General features: G+C 60.1%; 13 protein-coding genes. 12 read left to right on the top strand and 1 reads right to left on the bottom strand.

Features of this window, described 5'->3' with window-relative positions; all coding sequences use genetic code 11:
- Positions 1–53 precede the first annotated feature (53 nt).
- From CQR48_RS07405 to pstB, 11 genes are all read left to right on the top strand, one after another.
- Positions 54–1,466: a cell division protein gene (locus CQR48_RS07405; protein WP_101452477.1), complete on the top strand. Its 1,413-nt coding sequence runs from the start codon at positions 54–56 to the stop codon at positions 1,464–1,466.
- A gap of 233 nt (positions 1,467–1,699) precedes the next feature.
- Positions 1,700–3,037 (top strand): C1 family peptidase, encoded by a 1,338-nt coding sequence (locus tag CQR48_RS07400; protein WP_101452476.1) that lies wholly within the window; start codon positions 1,700–1,702, stop codon positions 3,035–3,037.
- 158 nt (positions 3,038–3,195) lie between these two features.
- Positions 3,196–4,332: a 3-deoxy-7-phosphoheptulonate synthase gene (locus tag CQR48_RS07395; protein WP_101452475.1), complete on the top strand. Its 1,137-nt coding sequence runs from the start codon at positions 3,196–3,198 to the stop codon at positions 4,330–4,332.
- A gap of 127 nt (positions 4,333–4,459) precedes the next feature.
- The gene (locus CQR48_RS07390) at positions 4,460–5,758 is read left to right on the top strand and encodes a 3-deoxy-7-phosphoheptulonate synthase (RefSeq protein ID WP_244898965.1); all 1,299 of its coding nucleotides are present in this window, start codon (positions 4,460–4,462) and stop codon (positions 5,756–5,758) included.
- Positions 5,759–5,872: 114 nt separating this feature from the next.
- Positions 5,873–6,568: a 5'-methylthioadenosine/S-adenosylhomocysteine nucleosidase gene (gene mtnN / locus CQR48_RS07385; RefSeq protein ID WP_015451013.1), complete on the top strand. Its 696-nt coding sequence runs from the start codon at positions 5,873–5,875 to the stop codon at positions 6,566–6,568.
- A 194-nt stretch (positions 6,569–6,762) separates the two neighbouring features.
- Positions 6,763–8,220 carry an ATP-binding protein gene (locus tag CQR48_RS07380; RefSeq protein WP_052401572.1) on the top strand — a complete coding sequence of 486 codons (1,458 nt, stop codon included), beginning with the start codon at positions 6,763–6,765 and terminating at the stop codon, positions 8,218–8,220.
- A complete protein-coding gene (locus CQR48_RS07375) occupies positions 8,198–8,902 on the top strand; it encodes a response regulator transcription factor (protein WP_015451011.1) in 705 nt (234 codons plus the stop codon). Before CQR48_RS07380 ends, CQR48_RS07375 begins: the two co-directional genes overlap by 23 nt.
- Before the next feature lie 388 nt (positions 8,903–9,290).
- Positions 9,291–10,421 carry a phosphate ABC transporter substrate-binding protein PstS gene (pstS, locus tag CQR48_RS07370; protein ID WP_015451010.1) on the top strand — a complete coding sequence of 377 codons (1,131 nt, stop codon included), beginning with the start codon at positions 9,291–9,293 and terminating at the stop codon, positions 10,419–10,421.
- Between the two features lie 184 nt (positions 10,422–10,605).
- Positions 10,606–11,559, top strand: coding sequence for a phosphate ABC transporter permease subunit PstC (gene pstC, locus CQR48_RS07365; RefSeq protein WP_044091579.1), 954 nt, complete (start codon positions 10,606–10,608; stop codon positions 11,557–11,559).
- Positions 11,559–12,569 (top strand): phosphate ABC transporter permease PstA, encoded by a 1,011-nt coding sequence (gene pstA, locus CQR48_RS07360; RefSeq protein ID WP_371836387.1) that lies wholly within the window; start codon positions 11,559–11,561, stop codon positions 12,567–12,569. The genes pstC and pstA overlap by 1 nt, the downstream gene beginning before the upstream one ends.
- 48 nt (positions 12,570–12,617) lie before the next feature.
- The gene (pstB, locus tag CQR48_RS07355) at positions 12,618–13,397 is read left to right on the top strand and encodes a phosphate ABC transporter ATP-binding protein PstB (protein ID WP_015451007.1); all 780 of its coding nucleotides are present in this window, start codon (positions 12,618–12,620) and stop codon (positions 13,395–13,397) included.
- A gap of 855 nt (positions 13,398–14,252) precedes the next feature.
- Here pstB and CQR48_RS07350 read toward each other — a convergent pair.
- Positions 14,253–15,236 carry a hypothetical protein gene (locus CQR48_RS07350; RefSeq protein WP_101452474.1) on the bottom strand — a complete coding sequence of 328 codons (984 nt, stop codon included), beginning with the start codon at positions 15,234–15,236 and terminating at the stop codon, positions 14,253–14,255.
- Between the two features lie 311 nt (positions 15,237–15,547).
- Between CQR48_RS07350 and CQR48_RS07345 the strand changes: the two genes are divergently transcribed.
- The gene (locus tag CQR48_RS07345; protein WP_101452473.1) at positions 15,548–16,942 is read left to right on the top strand and encodes an NCS2 family permease; all 1,395 of its coding nucleotides are present in this window, start codon (positions 15,548–15,550) and stop codon (positions 16,940–16,942) included.
- Positions 16,943–17,226: the final 284 nt, after the last annotated feature.

Below are 17,226 nucleotides of genomic sequence, written 5' to 3'. Positions count from 1 at the left end.
TTCAATCGGTTGTGTGTTGCGGAGCACTCGCTCCGTGGGCGAAAGGAATATTCATGGTTGATCGGTTCCCGATCGTGTTTCACGGTTACGACAAGGAGAAGGTCGACGAGGCCATCAATGCGTCGCAGGAGTCGCTGAATCGTCTGCGTGAGCAGGTCAAGTCAAGCGATGACACGATTCTGCAGTTGCAGGCGCAGTTGCAGGAAGAGAAAAACAACGTCAAGAAGGCGTCGAAGGGCAATTCCTTCGCTTCTCTTGGCGCAAACGCCCAGCAGATGCTCGCCTCCGCAGAGCAGACCAGCCAGGAGCTGCTCAACCGCGCCAAGCAGGACGCCGCCTCGACGCGCGCCTCAGCCCAGGCGCAGGCTGAGACCCTGCTGAACAACGCGAAGCTCGATGCCAAGCACATCACCGACGAGGCGAATGCGAAGGCGAAGGCCACGCTGGACAAGGCGAATTCCGAAGCTGCGACAATCACCGCGAACGCGAAGGAAGAAGTCGCGCAGATGCGTGCCGAAGCTGCCAAGGCCGTCACCGAGCAGCGCGACACCGTCAAGCTTGAGCTGAGCAACGCCCGTGAAGAGCAGAAGAAGCGTATGGCCTCCGATCTGGCCAAGCAGAACCGTGAGATCTCCGACATGAAGGCCGACGCCACGCAGAAGATTGCGGCTCAGCGTAAGGCTGCGAACGAAGAGATCGCGCATTTGAAGAGCGAAGCCAACGATCAGATTGAGAAGGCGCTCGCCGAGGCGAATAAGAAGCTCGCCGACGTGCGTGAGCAGGCGTCCCGCACGATGACCGAGGCCCAGCGCAAGGCCGGTGAAATCACCGATGCCGCCAGGGCCAAGGCCCAGGAGATCTCCGATCAGGCCGAGGTGTATCGTACGAAGACCATGAGCCAGGTCGATGCCGAGGCCGAACAGATTCGCGCTGACATCGCGGCCCAGCAGGACGATGCGACCAAGAAGGTCAACGAGCTGCTTGACAATCTCGAAGAGCGTCGTACCGCCGCCAAGCAGGAAGCGAACGATCTGATTGGTAAGGCGAAGAAGATCCGCGAGGAAGCCGACGCTTACGCCGACCAGAAGCGCAAGGCCGCCGATGAGCAGGCTGCGCAGATTCTCCAGAAGGCCCAGGAAGACGCCGCCAAGCAGATTGAGGAACGTCGCCAGGCCGCAAAGAGCGAGCTTGACGGGCTCCAGCAGCATATCGCCGAGCTGCAGCAGCGTGAATCCAGCATCACCCAGCGTGTCACCGAGCTGCGTTCGATGTTCGCCAACGCATTCTCCGGCTTCAACTTCGGTGCGCCGAAGGCTGAAAACGACGATGTCGCGGTCACCGGCGTGGTCGCCGACGGCGAGGGGGCGAAGCCCAAGGCCGCCGCGCAAGACCAGCAGTTGCCGGCTTCACAGCAGGCTCAGCTGCCCGCGTCTTCCGCGAACGAGGATGGTAACGCAAACAACTGATTGCTGAACCTGATATGATGTGCCTTGGAAAAGCCCGCTGACGCCGTCATCACGGCATCGGTCAGCCCATGACGTTCAAGGCATTGACACATGGAGGAGCGTCCGGATTCCGGCGCTCCTCCTGCCGTATGTACCACGCTCGCCATGCGCACGGGCGAAACACAGGAATACCGGAAATCGGGAATACTGGAATACAGACAGAAATCATCAATATGAACAGACAAGGGGTAGGAATGGACCAGATCACGCCGTTGAGCGCTGAAGCATTGGACAATCTGCGTCAGGAATTCGACGCGAGCGAGCATAATCACCTCGCCATGAATGCGGTTACTGTCGCCGGCATCCAGAATGTCGCACGCAACTATGACCGTGCCCGCCGCCTGCAGCGGCGCTTCTCCACGGTCGTTGACAACGGCACCGTCACCCATCAGGACCATTCCGGCCGCTGCTGGCTGTTCAGCTCGCTGAATGTCGCCCGCTTCATCGCGAAGAAGAACCTGGGGCTGAAGGAGTTTGAGTTTTCCCAGAATTACGCGATGTACTATGACAAGCTCGAGCGCGTCAACTACTTCCTCAAGGACGTCGCCGCGTTGGTGCGCGCCGGCGAGCCGTCGGATTCCCGCCTGATGCAGCATCTTCTGCATGACGTGATGGGCGACGGCGGCCAGTGGACGATGGCGATGAACGTGTACAAGAAGTACGGTGCCGTCCCCAAGGACCTGTTCCCGGAGACCGCGTCCTCGAAGAACACCGGCGAGATGAACACGCAGCTGCGTGCGCTGCTGCACACCGCGGTCGCGCATATGTACACGAACAAGGCGCAGATCGACGAGATTATCGCGCGTACGACCGACGCCGGGCATCGCATCCTCACCATCCACCTTGGCGAACCGCCGAAGAGCTTCGATTGGGAGTGGACCGACGCGGACGGCAATTTCCATCGTGACGGCGAGATTACGCCGGTCGACTTCTGGAAGAAGTATGTGAATGCTGGGCTCGAGGACTACGTGTGCCTCGTGGATGATCCGCGCGTCGAACATCCGAAGGGCCGCAAGATTGGTATCGAGCATTTGGGCAATGTCGCCGGGGGAGACCCGACCGAATACCTCAATGTGCCGAACGAGTTCATGAAGGACTGCGTGCGCCGGATCCTGACCGAGCAGGGCATCCCGGTGTGGTTCGGCGCGGATTGTCATCCGATGATGGACCGCGAGTCAGGCGCCTGGGCGACCGACCTGTTCGAGTACGGCCGTGTCTACAATGTGGACTTCGATATGAACAAGCAGGATCGCGTGCGGTTCGCCGATTCCGCGATGAACCACGCGATGGCGTTCGTCGGTGTTGACGTGGCCGATGACGGCAAAACGACCCGTCGTTGGCGTGTCGAGAACTCGTGGGGCGAAAAGATTGCTGACAAGGGCTACTTCACCATGAGCGACGACTGGTTCACCGAGTACGTGTACGAGGTGGCCGTGCCGCGCACGATGCTCCCGGCCGAATACCAGGCAGCGCTGGGCGAGCCCGCCATCATGCTCCCCGCCTGGGACCCGATGGGTGCTCTGGCCGACTGACGACACCTGTCATCTCACGTTCCCGCCTGCCGACGCTGAAACACCAGTAGCGTCGGCAGGCGGTTTGCGTTTCAGCATGCAATCACCCGATGGGCTAGCTCCGCGCCTTGCGATAGGGTGAGTAGTCCATGTCCGGAATGTCGAAAGGAGAGAGAGTGATGGCTGGTCTGCGTGGTCCCGATAGTGCTGAGGATGAGCGCCGATTCGGCGATGCGGCCGTGCTCCCCGAGACTGTGGACATCAACATACGCCAGCTTGACCCGATTCCCGCGCCGCGCGCCTTCCTGCGTGAGTTGCCGTTGACCGACGATGCGCGTGATCTGGTGCTGCGTTCGCGTCAGGAAATCCGCGATATTATGCACGGTCGTGATGACCGTCTGCTCGTGCTTGTCGGCCCCTGCTCGATCCACGACCCCAAAGCGGCCCACGAATACGCGACCAAGCTTGCCGCCGTCAACCGCGAGTTGAGCGACCGTCTGCTCATCGTCATGCGCGTGTATTTCGAAAAGCCGCGCACGACCATCGGCTGGAAAGGCCTGATCAACGACCCAGACCTCGACGGTCGGTTCAATATCCGCAAAGGCATGTGGCTGGCGCGCAAAGTCCTGACTGATGTGCTGGGTCTGGGCTTGCCGGCCGCCACCGAATGGCTTGACCCGATTACTCCGCAGTACTTGTGCGACCTGATCAGTTGGGGCGCAATCGGCGCCCGCAACACGGAAAGCCAGGTGCACCGCGAGCTGGCGAGCGGTCTGTCCATGCCGGTCGGTTTCAAGAACTCCACGGACGGATCGATTAAAGCGGCTGCGGATTCCTGCTATACCGCTGGATTCGAGCATCATTTCCTCTCGATTAATCTTGACGGCCGTGTGATTTCGGCTGAAACGAAGGGCAATCCCGACTGCCATGTGGTCTTACGCGGCTCCAGCCACGGCCCTAATTATGACCCCGAGTCTGTCGCTGCCGCGCTTGAGGCGCTCAAAGCCTCGAAGGCGACCGGTGTGAGCGAGGCCGGCGTGGTCATCGACGCCGCCCACGGCAACTGCGGGAAGAACGAGGTCCGCGAAGCCGAAGTGGTCGAGAATATCGCCGGGCGCATCGCACAAGGAGAGCCGGGTATTTTCGGTGTGATGATGGAGAGCTTCCTGAAAGGTGGTCATCAGAAGCCCGCCCCGCTCGACCAGCTTGTCTACGGCCAATCCGTCACGGACGCCTGCGTGCCGTGGGATCGCACCGACCAGCTGCTGCACACGCTCGCTGACGCGGTCACTGCACGCCGTTCCTTGAACCAGTAGCCTGGTGGTCCGGTAGTCCCGTGATCAGGTAGTCCGGTACTTCGGTAGTTCGGGCCTGCCGTCGGTCACTGTCTTGCCTGCCTTCCGCTCGGTGGCGTTATGCTTGAGTCAGTATGGACGAAAGGGCATGATGAACGACCAGAAGAAGGACCTGAGAACACCGTCGGCATCAGGGCGGCCGTCAGGCAGGCCAGGCAGCCAGGAGGCGCCGCAGCACGCGGCGTATCCTTTGCATGTCGGCCAGCAGCCGCTGAATTCGCCGGAGGATTTGCGCGCGATTCACGAGGCAATCAGCGAAGGCAAGAATCCTTTGGAAGCGACGGATGTTCCGCGCTGGGAGGATCAGGTCGGTGTCAGCCGCATTATCAACCGCCGTGTGCTTGAACTCGAGCCGCTGCCCACGCCGGCGCAGGTGCTGTCGTCGCTGCCGCTGTCGCAGCAGGCGGAGAATCTCGTCGCCTATTCGCGCGATGAGATCCGGGCGTGCCTGTACGGGCAGGACGACCGTCTGATGGTCATCGTGGGCCCCTGTTCGGTCCATGATCCCAAGGCTGCGCTTGATTACGCGCATCGCCTGTCCGCGCTGAAAGACGAGTTGGATGACCAGTTGCTGATCGTCATGCGTGTGTATTTCGAAAAGCCGCGCACGACAATCGGTTGGAAAGGTCTGATTAACGACCCCGACATCGACGGCAGCCATCAGATTCGCAAGGGCCTGCTGCTCGCCCGCCGCGTGCTGCTCAGCGTGCTGGACACCGGGCTTGCTGCCGCGACCGAATTCCTGGAGCCGACATCGCCGCAGTATATCGCCGATGCGATCAGCTGGGGAGCAATCGGCGCGCGTAATACGGAAAGCCAGATTCACCGTCAGCTGGCGAGCGGCCTGTCTATGCCAGTTGGTTTCAAGAACGCCACGGACGGATCCGTCAAGGCGGCGGTCAATGGGTGCTATGCGGCCGCCCAACAGCACACGTTTTTCGGTATCGACCATCTGGGACGCGCGAGCGCAGTCGAAACGCTCGGCAATCCCGACTGCCATGTGGTGTTGCGCGGCTCGAGCCACGGGCCGAATTACGATGCGCAATCCGTCGCGCAGGCGATGGCGGACATCCGCGCGATGCTGCCCGCTGATTCCGCGGCGGCGCATGGGTTAATCGTCGATTGCTCGCACGGCAATTCCGGCAAGGACGAGCATCGTCAGGCGCAGGTCGTGCGCGATATCGCCGCGAGGATCGCCCAGGGCGAGCGCGGCATCACCGGTGTGATGATGGAGAGCTTCCTTGAGGGCGGCAACCAGAAGCCTGCCCCGCTTAATCAGCTGGTTTACGGCCAATCCATAACCGACCGTTGCCTGTCGTGGCCTGATACCGAACAACTGTTGCGTGAATTGGCGCAAGCCGTCGCGCAACGTCGCTGGAACGAGTGATTCGGGCGGCAAATCAACGCACCAACGCACTAACGCGTCGGCACGGAACAACATCAGCGCATCAACACGTCAACACATCAAACCAACGCAACACACAAGAGCAAAGGAACAACAATGACCACCACCATCGCCATCATCGGGGCATTGGACGAGGAAGTCGCGCTCATCGCAGCTTCGCTGGACCACGTGGAGCACCACCGTGAGGCAAGTCTCGACGTCGCGCACGGCACCCTGACCACGAACGCTGGCGAACAGGTCCGTGTCGCCGCAACCGTCGGCGGTATGGGTCTGGTCAATGCGGCCGCGACCACCCAGTACCTCATCGACACCTACCATCCGCAGGCTGTGATTTTCTCCGGCATCGCCGGCAATCTCAACCGCGACCTGCATATCAACGATGTCGTCCTGGGCGGCACCTTGCGTTATCTGGACACTGATATGCGTCTGGTCGGCCAGTGGAAGCCGAAAACCGAGGAATTCCATTCCGATGTCCACCTGTTGGACGTCGCCTCGGCAGCCCTCGATGCGGCCGGAATCAAACATGTTGTCGGCACGATCGCATCCGGCAATTACTTCGTCGATTCGCCTGAGAAGGTCGAGGAAGTGCGGGAGACTACCGGCGCCGACGCGGTCGAGATGGAAGGCGCCGCTGTCGCGCATGTCGCTGCACGCAACGATGTGCCGGCCCTCGTGATCCGCGCGCTGAGCGACAACGCCGACACCGATTATGAAGTGTTCAAGGAATTTGACATCTCCGAGTACGCGGATACCGCTGCCCGCCTTGCCATCGACATCGTGCGCCGGCTGTAAGCGGCTGTAAACGCTGTCAGCGGCGGTCAGCGGGAATACGCTGCCGTAAGTCCGCCGTGCGCGACACAGCGCAGCAGCGGATTCGGCGGTGAATATGAACAGCAGGCGAACTTTAGTCAAACTCGGGTATGCCAAAGCATCTGTGAGGTTACGCTTGACATGGAGTCGCCGCGACTGCGGCACAGGGAGGAACGATGGACGCACGTCAATTGGCCATCGCCGTAATCGTTGTGGTCGCGGTGTCGGCGCTCGCCGTCCTGCTTGGATACCGTTGGGGACGCCGCGCGAGCGCACAGACCCGGCATGATGCGGGCGAATCTGGAGCTGGCACGAAGGGCAATCCGGCAGAGGAACCCGCCAAGGAGACTGCCGCCCAATCGAACGATGTCGGCGGCTTCACCCGGCAGCAGAGCGTGTTCGGCTGCGGAACGGTCCGTCAGGCGGAAGAACAGTTCATCAAGACGATGCCTGACATGCTGGTAATCGCGGATGATCAGGGGCATATCCGCTATGTCAGTCCCGCGGCAGAAGCGCTCGCCGTCGTCAAAGATGGTCAATTCGTCAGTGACGACATGGCGCAGGTTGCGGCGATGGTCGCGGCGGACGGGCAAATCCGGGACCGCGAAATCACCTTGGAAAGCCGGCAGCTGCTCGGCGAAGGAGACCGGCCGGGCCGCGGTGTCAAAGCAGGGACGGCAAGCCCGACGCACACGCGCCATCTCATGATTCACGCAGGGCCGATCGACGAGAGCCGTGTGGCCGTGTTCATCCGCGATATCAGTGAACGCCGCCGGTTTGAAATGATGCGCCGCGATTTCGTGACGAATGTATCGCACGAACTGAAAACACCTGCCGGGGCGATATCGTTGCTTGCCGAGACCATCACCGACGCGGCGGACGACCCGGATGCCGTGCGTTATTTCTCGGGCCGGATTTCGAAGGAATCAGAACGCCTGACCAATCTCGTCCAGCGTCTGATCGAGTTGCAGCGCGCGGAAAGCACGGCCGGCATCGCTTCCGCACGTCAAGTCGACGCGCTGGATGTGGTCAGGGACGCCGCCCAACAGAACGCCGTGCAGGCCGAGCACAAGAATATCGATATCCGTGTGACGCATACCGGTGGTCCGGCGCTTATCATGGTTGATTCCCGTGCGCTGACCACGGCGGTCAAGAACCTGATTGAGAACGCGATTCACTATTCCCCCGAAGGGACGACCGTCACCGCTGATATCGCGCGGCATGACGCCGAGGGGACGGTGACCATCCGGGTGATTGATCAGGGGATAGGCATTCCTGAACAGTCACTGGATCGTATCTTCGAGCGCTTCTATCGCGTGGACCCTGCCAGGTCGCGCGATACCGGCGGAACCGGGCTCGGGCTGGCAATCACGAAACATTGCGTCGAGGAGTGCGGCGGCACGATTTCAGCGTGGTCGCACGAGGGGAGCGGCTCGACGTTCACGATTGAACTTCCGTTGGCCTGTGGCGACGATCATGATGCGTCCGCAAGCAGCCAAGAGGCTGCTGATACGTCCATCCGGGCTGTCGGGAAGCCGCCGTCGCAAGAGCGGACGGACAGGCAGGCCGTAGAGACGGGACAGATGGAACAGCAAGGAGCAGAACAACAGCATGACACGCATTCTGATCGTTGAAGATGAGGAATCCTATCGAGAACCGTTGGTCTATCAGCTGACCCGCGAAGGATATGACGTCGAGGCCGCCGAAACTGGCGAGGAGGGCTTGGAACTGTTCACTCGCGGCGGCGCAGACCTGGTTTTACTTGACCTGATGCTTCCCGGCATCGACGGAATCGCGTTGTGCCGGCGCATCCGCGAGCAGAGCCGCGTGCCGATTATCATGCTCACCGCGAAAAGCGCGGAGATCGACAAAGTCGTCGGGCTGGAAATAGGTGCAGATGACTATGTGACCAAACCGTATTCGTTCCGCGAGCTGTTGGCGCGCATCCGTGCGGTGCTGCGTCGCAATCAGTCCGTAGAACAGGCGTCCGGCGCGCAGGATGACGATGTCGCGCTCGTCTGCGGCGATATCACCATGCATGTGGGCGAGCATCAGGTCACCGTGCGCGGGCAGGATGTGTTCTTCCCGCTCAAGGAATTCGAGTTGCTCGAATACCTCATGCAGAACAAGGGGCGCGTGATGACCCGACACCAGCTGATTGACCGTATTTGGGGGTCGAATTATGTCGGCGATACCAAGACGTTGGACGTGCATGTCAAGCGCGTGCGTTCCAAGATCGAGACCGATCCGTCCCACCCGCAGTACCTGACGACCGTGCGCGGCCTGGGCTACAAAATCGACGACCCCGCCAAGTGACCCCGCGCGCGTCCGCTTTCCCAAACTGGTTGCGCGGCGGGCCGTGTCGGCGTAGCTGGTTTGCGTGCTTACCCAAACTGGTTACGCGACGGGCGCTCCCAGCGTAGCCAGTTTGTGTAATTCCTGTTTCTGCCGATGCTCACACCGCCCTCAGCATCGGTAGAAGGTTGTGGGTGGGTAATTTGCAGGAGACGCAATCCTGCGGCGGCCCCCACGATATCGACAAGAGTTCATCTTCCGTTCACCTGATTTGGCCCGTAGCCCCCGCAATCTCCCATAGGCTTGAATTGTCATGAATGGAAAGGTGCCATGTTTATGATGCGGGGTACACGCTCCGAGGCACAGGGCGCAATCGCGCCCGTTGCAATGTTCAGAGGGATTAGAAGACATGCGTAAGAATTTGCTTGTACGTTCCATCGCAGCTGTTTCCGGTGTCGCCATGATCGCGGCACTTGGCGCCTGCGGAAACAACGAGCCTGCATCTGGTACTTCCAGCTCCGGCTCGTCCTCCTCTGCCGCCGAGAAGATTTCCGGCGAGTTCCAGGGTGCCGGCGCCTCCTCGCAGCAGTCCGCTGTCGAGGCTTGGATCGCCAGCTATCAGGAGCAGAATCCTGATGCGAAGATCTCGTACAACCCGAGCGGTTCGGGCGCTGGCGTGAGCACCTTCCTCACCGGTGCCACCGCGTGGGCAGGTTCCGATGCCTCGCTGAGCGATGACGAGGTCTCCCAGTCGAAGAGCGTGTGCGCTTCCGGCACCGCGTTCGACGTCCCGGTCTACATTTCCCCGATCGCCATCGTGTTCAACTTGAAGGGCATCTCCGGCAAGGACAAGCACCTCAACCTCGACGGCGAGACCATCGCCAAGATCTTCGACGGCAAGATCACCAAGTGGAACGATGACGCGATCAAGCAGCAGAACCCGAAGGTCAACCTGCCTGACACCGCGATCACCGTGGTCCACCGTTCCGATAAGTCCGGCACCACCAAGAACTTCCTGAGTTACGTCAAAGATGTCGCTCCGGATGCCTGGAGCTATGACCTCGGCGAGAACTGGCCGAACGAGGTCGGCCAGGGCGCCAAGGGCACTGATGGCGTGATCAACACCGTCAGCCAGGCCGACGGCACCATCGGCTACGCCGACGCCTCCAAGGCCGGCGATTTGGGCACCGTGGCCGTGAAGGTCGGCGAGAAGTACGTCCCGTATTCGGCTGAAGCCGCCGCCAAGGTCGTGGACGCTTCCCCGCTCGACGATTCCGCCAAGGGTGACAACCGTGTGGTCGTCAAGCTCGACCACACCACCAAGACCGATGGCGCCTACCCGGTCGTGCTGGTCTCCTACGACGTCGTGTGCCCGGCCTACAAGGACGCCAACACCGCGAAGTTCGTGAAGTCCTGGCTCACCTACGTGGTCAGCAAGGACGGTCAGCAGGTCGCCGCCGACAACGCCGGATCCGCCCCGATGAGCGACACGCTGCGCGCCAAGATCACCAAGTCGATTGACGCGATCAAAACCAAGTAACGCGCGCTGAACGGTTCGCCCGGGTAGGATTCCGGGCGGGCCGTGATACGCCCGTCAGACGGTATCATCGATAATGGAATGATGAAACGATTTCAGGCCGCGGCCCAGCTTCAAGCCGGGGCGCGGCCTGAAGCCGGTTCCACCATGTGCCCGATTTACGGGCGTAAGCCCTTAAGGAGAACCTGTGAGTTCCGAGAAATCCACGATCGACCAACCGGTCGGCGGTAAAGCAGCGGACAAGGTGTTCAGATGGGTCGCATTCGCATGCGGCACCCTCATCCTTGTCGTGCTTGCCGCGGTCTTTCTCTTCCTCTTCTTCCGCGCTTGGCCGCTCATCGGCGGCGACCAGAACGCCAACAAGGCGACTATCGAGTCGTTCACCGGCAGCAAGGCGCATAACTTCTGGCAATATGTAGGGCCTCTTGCGTTCGGCACCATCCTGGTTGCGGCGCTCGCCCTGCTTATCGCTTTCTTCGTATCCGTCGGCATCGCGCTATTCATTTCGCAGTATGCCCCCAAGGGATTGGCGACCGCGCTGAGCACGATTGTCGACCTTCTGGCGGCGATCCCGTCGGTTATCTACGGCCTGTGGGGCGGCATCGTTCTGGTGCCGGCCATCTACCCGTTCTGGAACTGGGTCGCCAAATACCTCGGCTGGATTCCGCTGTTCAAGGGACCTGCCGCCAACCCTGCCCGTACGGTCGCCACGGTGGCTGTCGTCTTGGCTGTCATGATTCTGCCGATTATCACCTCCATGGCGCGCGACGTCTACTTGCAGACTCCGCGTTTGCAGCAGGAGGCAGCGCTCGCGCTCGGTGCCACCAAGTGGGAGATGATTAAGCTCGCGGTGCTGCCGTTCGGCAAGTCCGGCGTCGTTTCCGCTTCGATGCTCGGTCTGGGACGCGCGCTCGGCGAGACGATGGCAGTCCTCATGATTCTTTCTCCCGGCCTGCATTACTCGTTCAAGATCCTTCAAGCGTCGCAGAACCAGACCATCGCAGCGAATATTGCCGCCCAGTATCCTGAGGCGAACTCGCTGGGCGTGTCCACGTTGATCGGCACCGGCCTTGTGCTGTTCCTGATCACCTTCGTGGTCAACTTCATCGCCCGCAAGATCACGCAGAAAGTGAGCGCATGATGACCGCTTCGGAAGAATATGCGAAAGCTGCTGGCGAGTCGCCGATGAAAGGCGCGCCAGTTATTGACTTTGACAAGTTCAAACCCACGCGTTCCATGGTCGCCCGCCGCAAGCGTCATGACGTCGCCATGGCGGCGCTGATTTCGGTCGCGTTCGTCGTCGCGCTCATCCCGCTGTTCTCCGTGCTGTGGACGACTATCTCCAACGGCGTGCAGAGGCTCAATCTCAACTTCCTGTCCTACAACATGTCCGGCGTGATCGGCGGGCGGCCGACCGCGTCCGGCGGGTATGGCGGCATCCAGCACGCCATCATCGGCACGCTGGAAATCACGCTCGGCGCGCTGGTCATTTCGGTGCCGATCGGCATCATGTGCTCGGTGTTCCTCATCGAATACTCGCGTGGCGGCAAATTCGCCAAGTCCATCGGCCTGCTTGTCGATGTCATGAGCGGTGTGCCTTCGATTGTCGCAGGCTTGTTCGCGTTCTCCATGTTCACGATTCTCGTCGGACCGGGTACGTTCAACGGTTTCGAGGGTTCTGTCGCGTTGTCTCTGCTGATGATCCCGACGGTTGTCAAATCCAGCGAGGAGATGCTCAAGATTGTGCCGAACGATTTGCGCGAAGCCTCGTACGCGCTGGGCGTGACCAAACAGCGGACGATTACCAAGATCGTGCTGCGCACCGCTCTGCCGGGTATCGTGTCGGGAGTAATCCTGGCGATTGCGCGCGTGGTAGGCGAAACCGCCCCGTTGCTGATGACTGCCGGCTACATCTCCACGACGAACGTGAACCTGTTCAGCGGTCAGATGACCACGCTGCCGGTCTACGTCTACCAGGAGTACAGCAAGCTCAAGGTCGCGTGCCCCGCGTCCGCCGGAGCTTCCTGCGTGACCGACATCCCGATGCAGCGTGCATGGGCTGCGGCTTTGATGCTCATCGTGATCGTGCTGATTTTGAACCTGATCGGTCGTCTGGTCGCCCGCGTGTTCGCGGTGAAGTCTGAACGCTGACGCGAATGCAATCGTTTCCGGAAATCCGGAACAAACTGAAGGAAAACAATGGGACAACGTATTGATGTCAAGAATCTGAACATCTACTACGGCGATTTCCTCGCTGTGGAAGATGTGAACATCAACATCGAGCCGAACAAGGTCACCGCGTTCATCGGTCCGTCCGGGTGCGGCAAGTCGACGGTGCTGCGCACGCTCGACCGCATGCATGAGATCATCCCCGGCGCTCACGTCAAGGGCGAGGTGCTGCTGGAAGGCCGCAACCTGTATGACAAGGATGTGGACCCGGTGGCTGTCCGCCGTGATGTCGGCATGGTGTTCCAGCGCCCGAACCCGTTCCCGACCATGTCGATTCGCGAGAACGTGCTTGCCGGTGTGAAGCTCAACAACAAACACCTGAGCAAGTCGGACGCCGATGATCTGGTCGAGTGGGCGTTGCGTGGCGCGAATCTGTGGAACGAAGTGAAGGACCGCCTCGACAATCCGGGTGTGGGCCTGTCCGGTGGGCAGCAACAGCGCTTGTGCATTGCGCGCGCTGTGGCTGTTCACCCTCAGGTGCTGCTGATGGATGAGCCGTGCTCCGCGCTTGACCCGATTTCCACGCTGGCCGTGGAGGATCTGATCAACGAGCTCAAGCATGATTACACGATTGTGATCGTGACCCACAACATGCAGCAGGCGGCGCGTATCGCCGACTTCACCGCCTTCTTCAACCTGAAGGCCGTTGGCCAGCCTGGTCATCTCGAGTATTTCGCCGACACGACCACGATGTTCAACAACCCCCAAAACGAAGAAGCCGAGCGATACGTATCTGGACGATTTGGCTGATTTATCAGCCAAAACGTAGCGTCGGCCCAGTGGACCGACGCAAGCCGGCTTCAGCCGGCCAGAAAATGTGGCCCCGCGCGCGAGCGCGGGGCTCAATAATTGCACGTGAGGCTGATTTTTCAGCCGAAACGTGGCGTCGGCCCGGTGGGGCCGCTGCAAGCCGGCTTCGGCCGGCCGGGAAATGTGGCCCCGCGCGTCGGCGCGGGGCGTATCCGTTGTCGGCTTTCAACCTGCATCTGACTCGGAGCACGTCGTCCGCTGCGCTATGCCGATTCATGGGAGCGCGCCGCCTATCCCGCCAATCCGTCCTAAATTTCCTTGCCAGGCGTCCTACGCCGGGAGTTTATGCGTGTTCTTCTATTTCCACCCTGTTCTCCCGCATCGGCGTGGGACTTCTCGCTTGATTTGCGATTGGGAGCGTAAACTCCCATTGGCGTAATTATGCTCGTGTTGGTATTTCAACGTTCTTCTTGTCGCATCTGTGCCAAATTTCGCCGTGGCAATCAAACTCCCGGGAGTTTAGTCGCTGTTCCGCGGATTTGTCATAAACTCCCACTGCCCTCATTGAGGGAGTGTTGGTATTCCAACGTTTTCTTTGTCACATGAGTGGCAAAACGCGTCCTTGCTCCTAAACTCCCGGGAGTTCAGCCACCATTGTGCGAATCTGCAAGAACTCCCGGGAGCTCGGCACTAGTTTGGCGAATCCGCCCGGGAGTCCCGCTAGTGTCTGCCACTGTCTTCGCTCGACTGCCTGCGTCTCTTTGATTTTTCTCCTCCCGTGCAGCCATTGTTGCCGCGCAACAGCAACATTCGCATCTACTGCGGATTCTGCCCCCACGCTTGATCGCTTCTCCTTCACAACGGCTTCGCAATGGGTCGGAATCCTGACATGACACCGCGCTGGCTGAGCACCCGCGCTACATTGAGCGCAAAGTGCGCCCGGGCATCAACGGTGTTGATGGTATCCGCGTCAATGGTGAAAATGTGCCATCCGTTCTGTTGCAAACGATTGCGTTTTTCGTGGTCGTTGCGCCATTGCCTTCGATCGGTGCGGTGGTGGTCTCCGTCATATTCGATGCCGACTTTTGCCTCAGACCATGCAAGATCTAGCGTGTACGGCACTCCTGAATTGAAGGTCAGAAGATTGACTGCAAGATTACAATCGGGTCGGGGCAACCCATGTTGAATCAGCGCAAGTCGTACTCGTGTTTCTTGCATGGACATCGATCCGCAAGCAATATATTGCGCGGCTCGGATGCATGCTTTTTTCCCGTGGTACCGTTCCGTGCGACTGACGAATCTACGGATGGTCTCGACTACTGTAGATTGAACCGGAATCTGATGTTGCGCAGTCTGTGATTGTAGCTCCGCTTGTGTGGCGCGCAGTTGCTGCGTCAACTCCTTGCTGAGGGGAGTATTGTTCTTTGCCAGGGTTGTGGCTACTGCATCACCGATGATGATGAGTTCTTCAAGCGTGCGCTGTGTGGCCAGTTGCGCCCACGAGTGGAGCGGATCAAGCGTGCGCAGCCCGCTACGGTGCCGGATCACAGATTCCTGAGTCCCGATGTGCCATCGGTGTTCTCTGATTCCCATGCATCGTGCGCGCGGCATACCGGGCAGACTGGTCGCGTCGAGAAGATTCAGCGTCTCGTCGGGATGTCGAAGTACTGGGATGCATTGAAGTTCCAGAGATGTCGCCGCTGCGAAGATGAGTTGCGCGCCGGCGTTGTTCGGTAGTGACAGACATTGTTGTTGTGCGGCGATACTTCGCGCCTGCAGTTGCTCGTGGAAGCCCTGTGTTTTCGGAGCGGGGTTCGGGGATCGCTGGGTAATATTCATGATGATGTTCCTGTTGTGATGTTCGTTCCCGGATTCTTTCTGATGCAATACATGTGCATATTACGAATGCGCTGCCGGTGGGTCCACCACGCCGGGCAAATGTGGTCGGAAGATGCCCCCGCGTCTTCATGACTTCTCCACATGCTATCGTGAGCATGTCCGATGGGTCGGCCCAGCGTCAAGGCGCTGCCCGCCCACCACGTGAACCTTGCCACCGGCCGTCTGTGCCGGCGACTGGGCGAGTCGCAGTAACCTCAGCGTGGCGCTCATCCGTCGCGCGCAAACCAAGAATCAAGGAGAGAGCAGAACTTATGGAGAAGTTCTTCCATCTCAAGGAGAACGGCACCACGGTATCCACCGAGATCACCGCTGGTTTGACCACGTTCTTCGCGATGTCGTATATCATCGTCGTCAACCCGCAGATTTTGAGCCAGACGGGTATGCCGTGGGGCGGTGTGTTCCTTGCCACGATTATCGCGGCGATTATCGGCACGCTGGTCATGGGCCTGTTCGCCAATGTCCCGTACGCGCAGGCTGCAGGCATGGGGCTGAATGCGTTCTTCACGTATACGGTGTGCTTCGGTCTGAAGTTCACTTGGCAGGAGACTTTGTGCATGGTGTTCCTGTGCGGCCTGATTAACATCATCATCACAGTTACCAAGATCCGCAAGATGATCATCCAGGCGATTCCTGAGGTGTTGCAGCACGCGATTGGCGGCGGCATCGGCCTGTTCGTGGCGTATGTCGGCATGCTCAATGTCGGCTTCATCACCTTCACCCCGAAGGATACGAAGTCCGCCGGCAAGGGTCTGGCAACCGCCGCGACCCCTGGTCTGGCCACGCTGAACAACCCGACGCTGTGGCTGTTCCTCATCGGCCTGCTGCTGGCCATCGTGTTCACGGTGACCAAGGTGAAGGCCGGCCTGCTGCTGACCATCATTATCACCACGATCATCGGCATCCCGATGGGCCTTACCACGATGTCGAATTCCGTGTCGATCGGCCAGACCTTCTCCCAGTTGCCGACCACCTTCTGCGCGATCTTCAGCGCCAAGGGCTTCCCGGCACTGTTCTCCGACCCGGCGCGTATTCCGCTGGTGCTGGTGACGATTTTCGCGTTCTCGATGTCTGATACCTTCGACACGCTGGGCACCTTCATCGGTACGGGACGCCGCAGCGGCATCTTCTCCGCTGAAGATGAGAAGGCTCTGGAGAACGGTTCCGGCTTCAGCTCGAAGATGGATCGCGCGCTGTTCGCCGATTCCATCGCCACGTCGATCGGCGCGATTTTCGGCACTTCGAACACGACGACCTATGTGGAGTCCGCGGCTGGTATCGGGGCCGGCGGCCGCACTGGCCTGACGTCGGTTGTGGTGGCGATCTGCTTCGCCCTGTCCGCATTCCTGTCCCCGGTGATTTCCGCTGTCCCGTCCGCTGCGACGGCTGGCGTGCTGGTGATTGTCGGTTGCATGATGGCCGCAAGCCTGAAGGAAATCGCGTGGGATAACATCGAGGATGCGATTCCGGCGCTGTTCGCCGCCGTGTTCATGGCGTTCTCCTATTCGATTTCGTATGGTATCGCCGGCGGTTTCATCACGTACTGCATCGTGAAGACCTGCAAGGGTAAGGCCAAGGAGGTTCATCCGGTGATCTGGGTGGTCTCTGCGCTGTTCATCCTTGATTTCGTCTGCATGGCGGTGCTGTGAGTTCCCGGTGAACGGGTTGTTGTCCGTTCGCTTGGTGTGAATGTGTAGCCAGCGGGGTCGTCGTTCAAGCGGCGGCCCCGCTGCCGTATGGTGACGGGTGCGGCCGGACGGGCATGCCCATGCGTGAGGGGGAGGGTGCCCCACGTCCATGGTCGGCACGTTCGCTGAAGGCATGCCGTTGCATGGGGGAACGATGAGGGGGTGCTGGCAGGTTGCGTATAGGGTGCGCTGTCGGCGAAATGTATGATTACGTTCGCAATTGTTGACCGTGCGCAATGCGTTGC

The sequence above is a fragment of the Bifidobacterium thermophilum genome (genome assembly GCF_002846655.1).
GTDB lineage: Bacteria > Actinomycetota > Actinomycetes > Actinomycetales > Bifidobacteriaceae > Bifidobacterium > Bifidobacterium thermophilum.
The sequence above is the reverse complement of the archived record's forward strand: the minus strand, read 5'-3'. Positions and strand labels throughout refer to the sequence as shown.

Coding starts and splice junctions, on each gene's coding strand:
- CQR48_RS07405 (WP_101452477.1), top strand. CDS start 54: ATGGTTGATCGGTTCCCGATCGTGTTTCACGGTTACGACAAGGAGAAG.
- CQR48_RS07400 (WP_101452476.1), top strand. CDS start 1,700: ATGGACCAGATCACGCCGTTGAGCGCTGAAGCATTGGACAATCTGCGT.
- CQR48_RS07395 (WP_101452475.1), top strand. CDS start 3,196: ATGGCTGGTCTGCGTGGTCCCGATAGTGCTGAGGATGAGCGCCGATTC.
- CQR48_RS07390 (WP_244898965.1), top strand. CDS start 4,460: ATGATGAACGACCAGAAGAAGGACCTGAGAACACCGTCGGCATCAGGG.
- mtnN (WP_015451013.1), top strand. CDS start 5,873: ATGACCACCACCATCGCCATCATCGGGGCATTGGACGAGGAAGTCGCG.
- CQR48_RS07380 (WP_052401572.1), top strand. CDS start 6,763: ATGGACGCACGTCAATTGGCCATCGCCGTAATCGTTGTGGTCGCGGTG.
- CQR48_RS07375 (WP_015451011.1), top strand. CDS start 8,198: ATGACACGCATTCTGATCGTTGAAGATGAGGAATCCTATCGAGAACCG.
- pstS (WP_015451010.1), top strand. CDS start 9,291: ATGCGTAAGAATTTGCTTGTACGTTCCATCGCAGCTGTTTCCGGTGTC.
- pstA (WP_371836387.1), top strand. CDS start 11,559: ATGACCGCTTCGGAAGAATATGCGAAAGCTGCTGGCGAGTCGCCGATG.
- pstB (WP_015451007.1), top strand. CDS start 12,618: ATGGGACAACGTATTGATGTCAAGAATCTGAACATCTACTACGGCGAT.
- CQR48_RS07350 (WP_101452474.1), bottom strand. CDS start 15,236: ATGAATATTACCCAGCGATCCCCGAACCCCGCTCCGAAAACACAGGGC.
- CQR48_RS07345 (WP_101452473.1), top strand. CDS start 15,548: ATGGAGAAGTTCTTCCATCTCAAGGAGAACGGCACCACGGTATCCACC.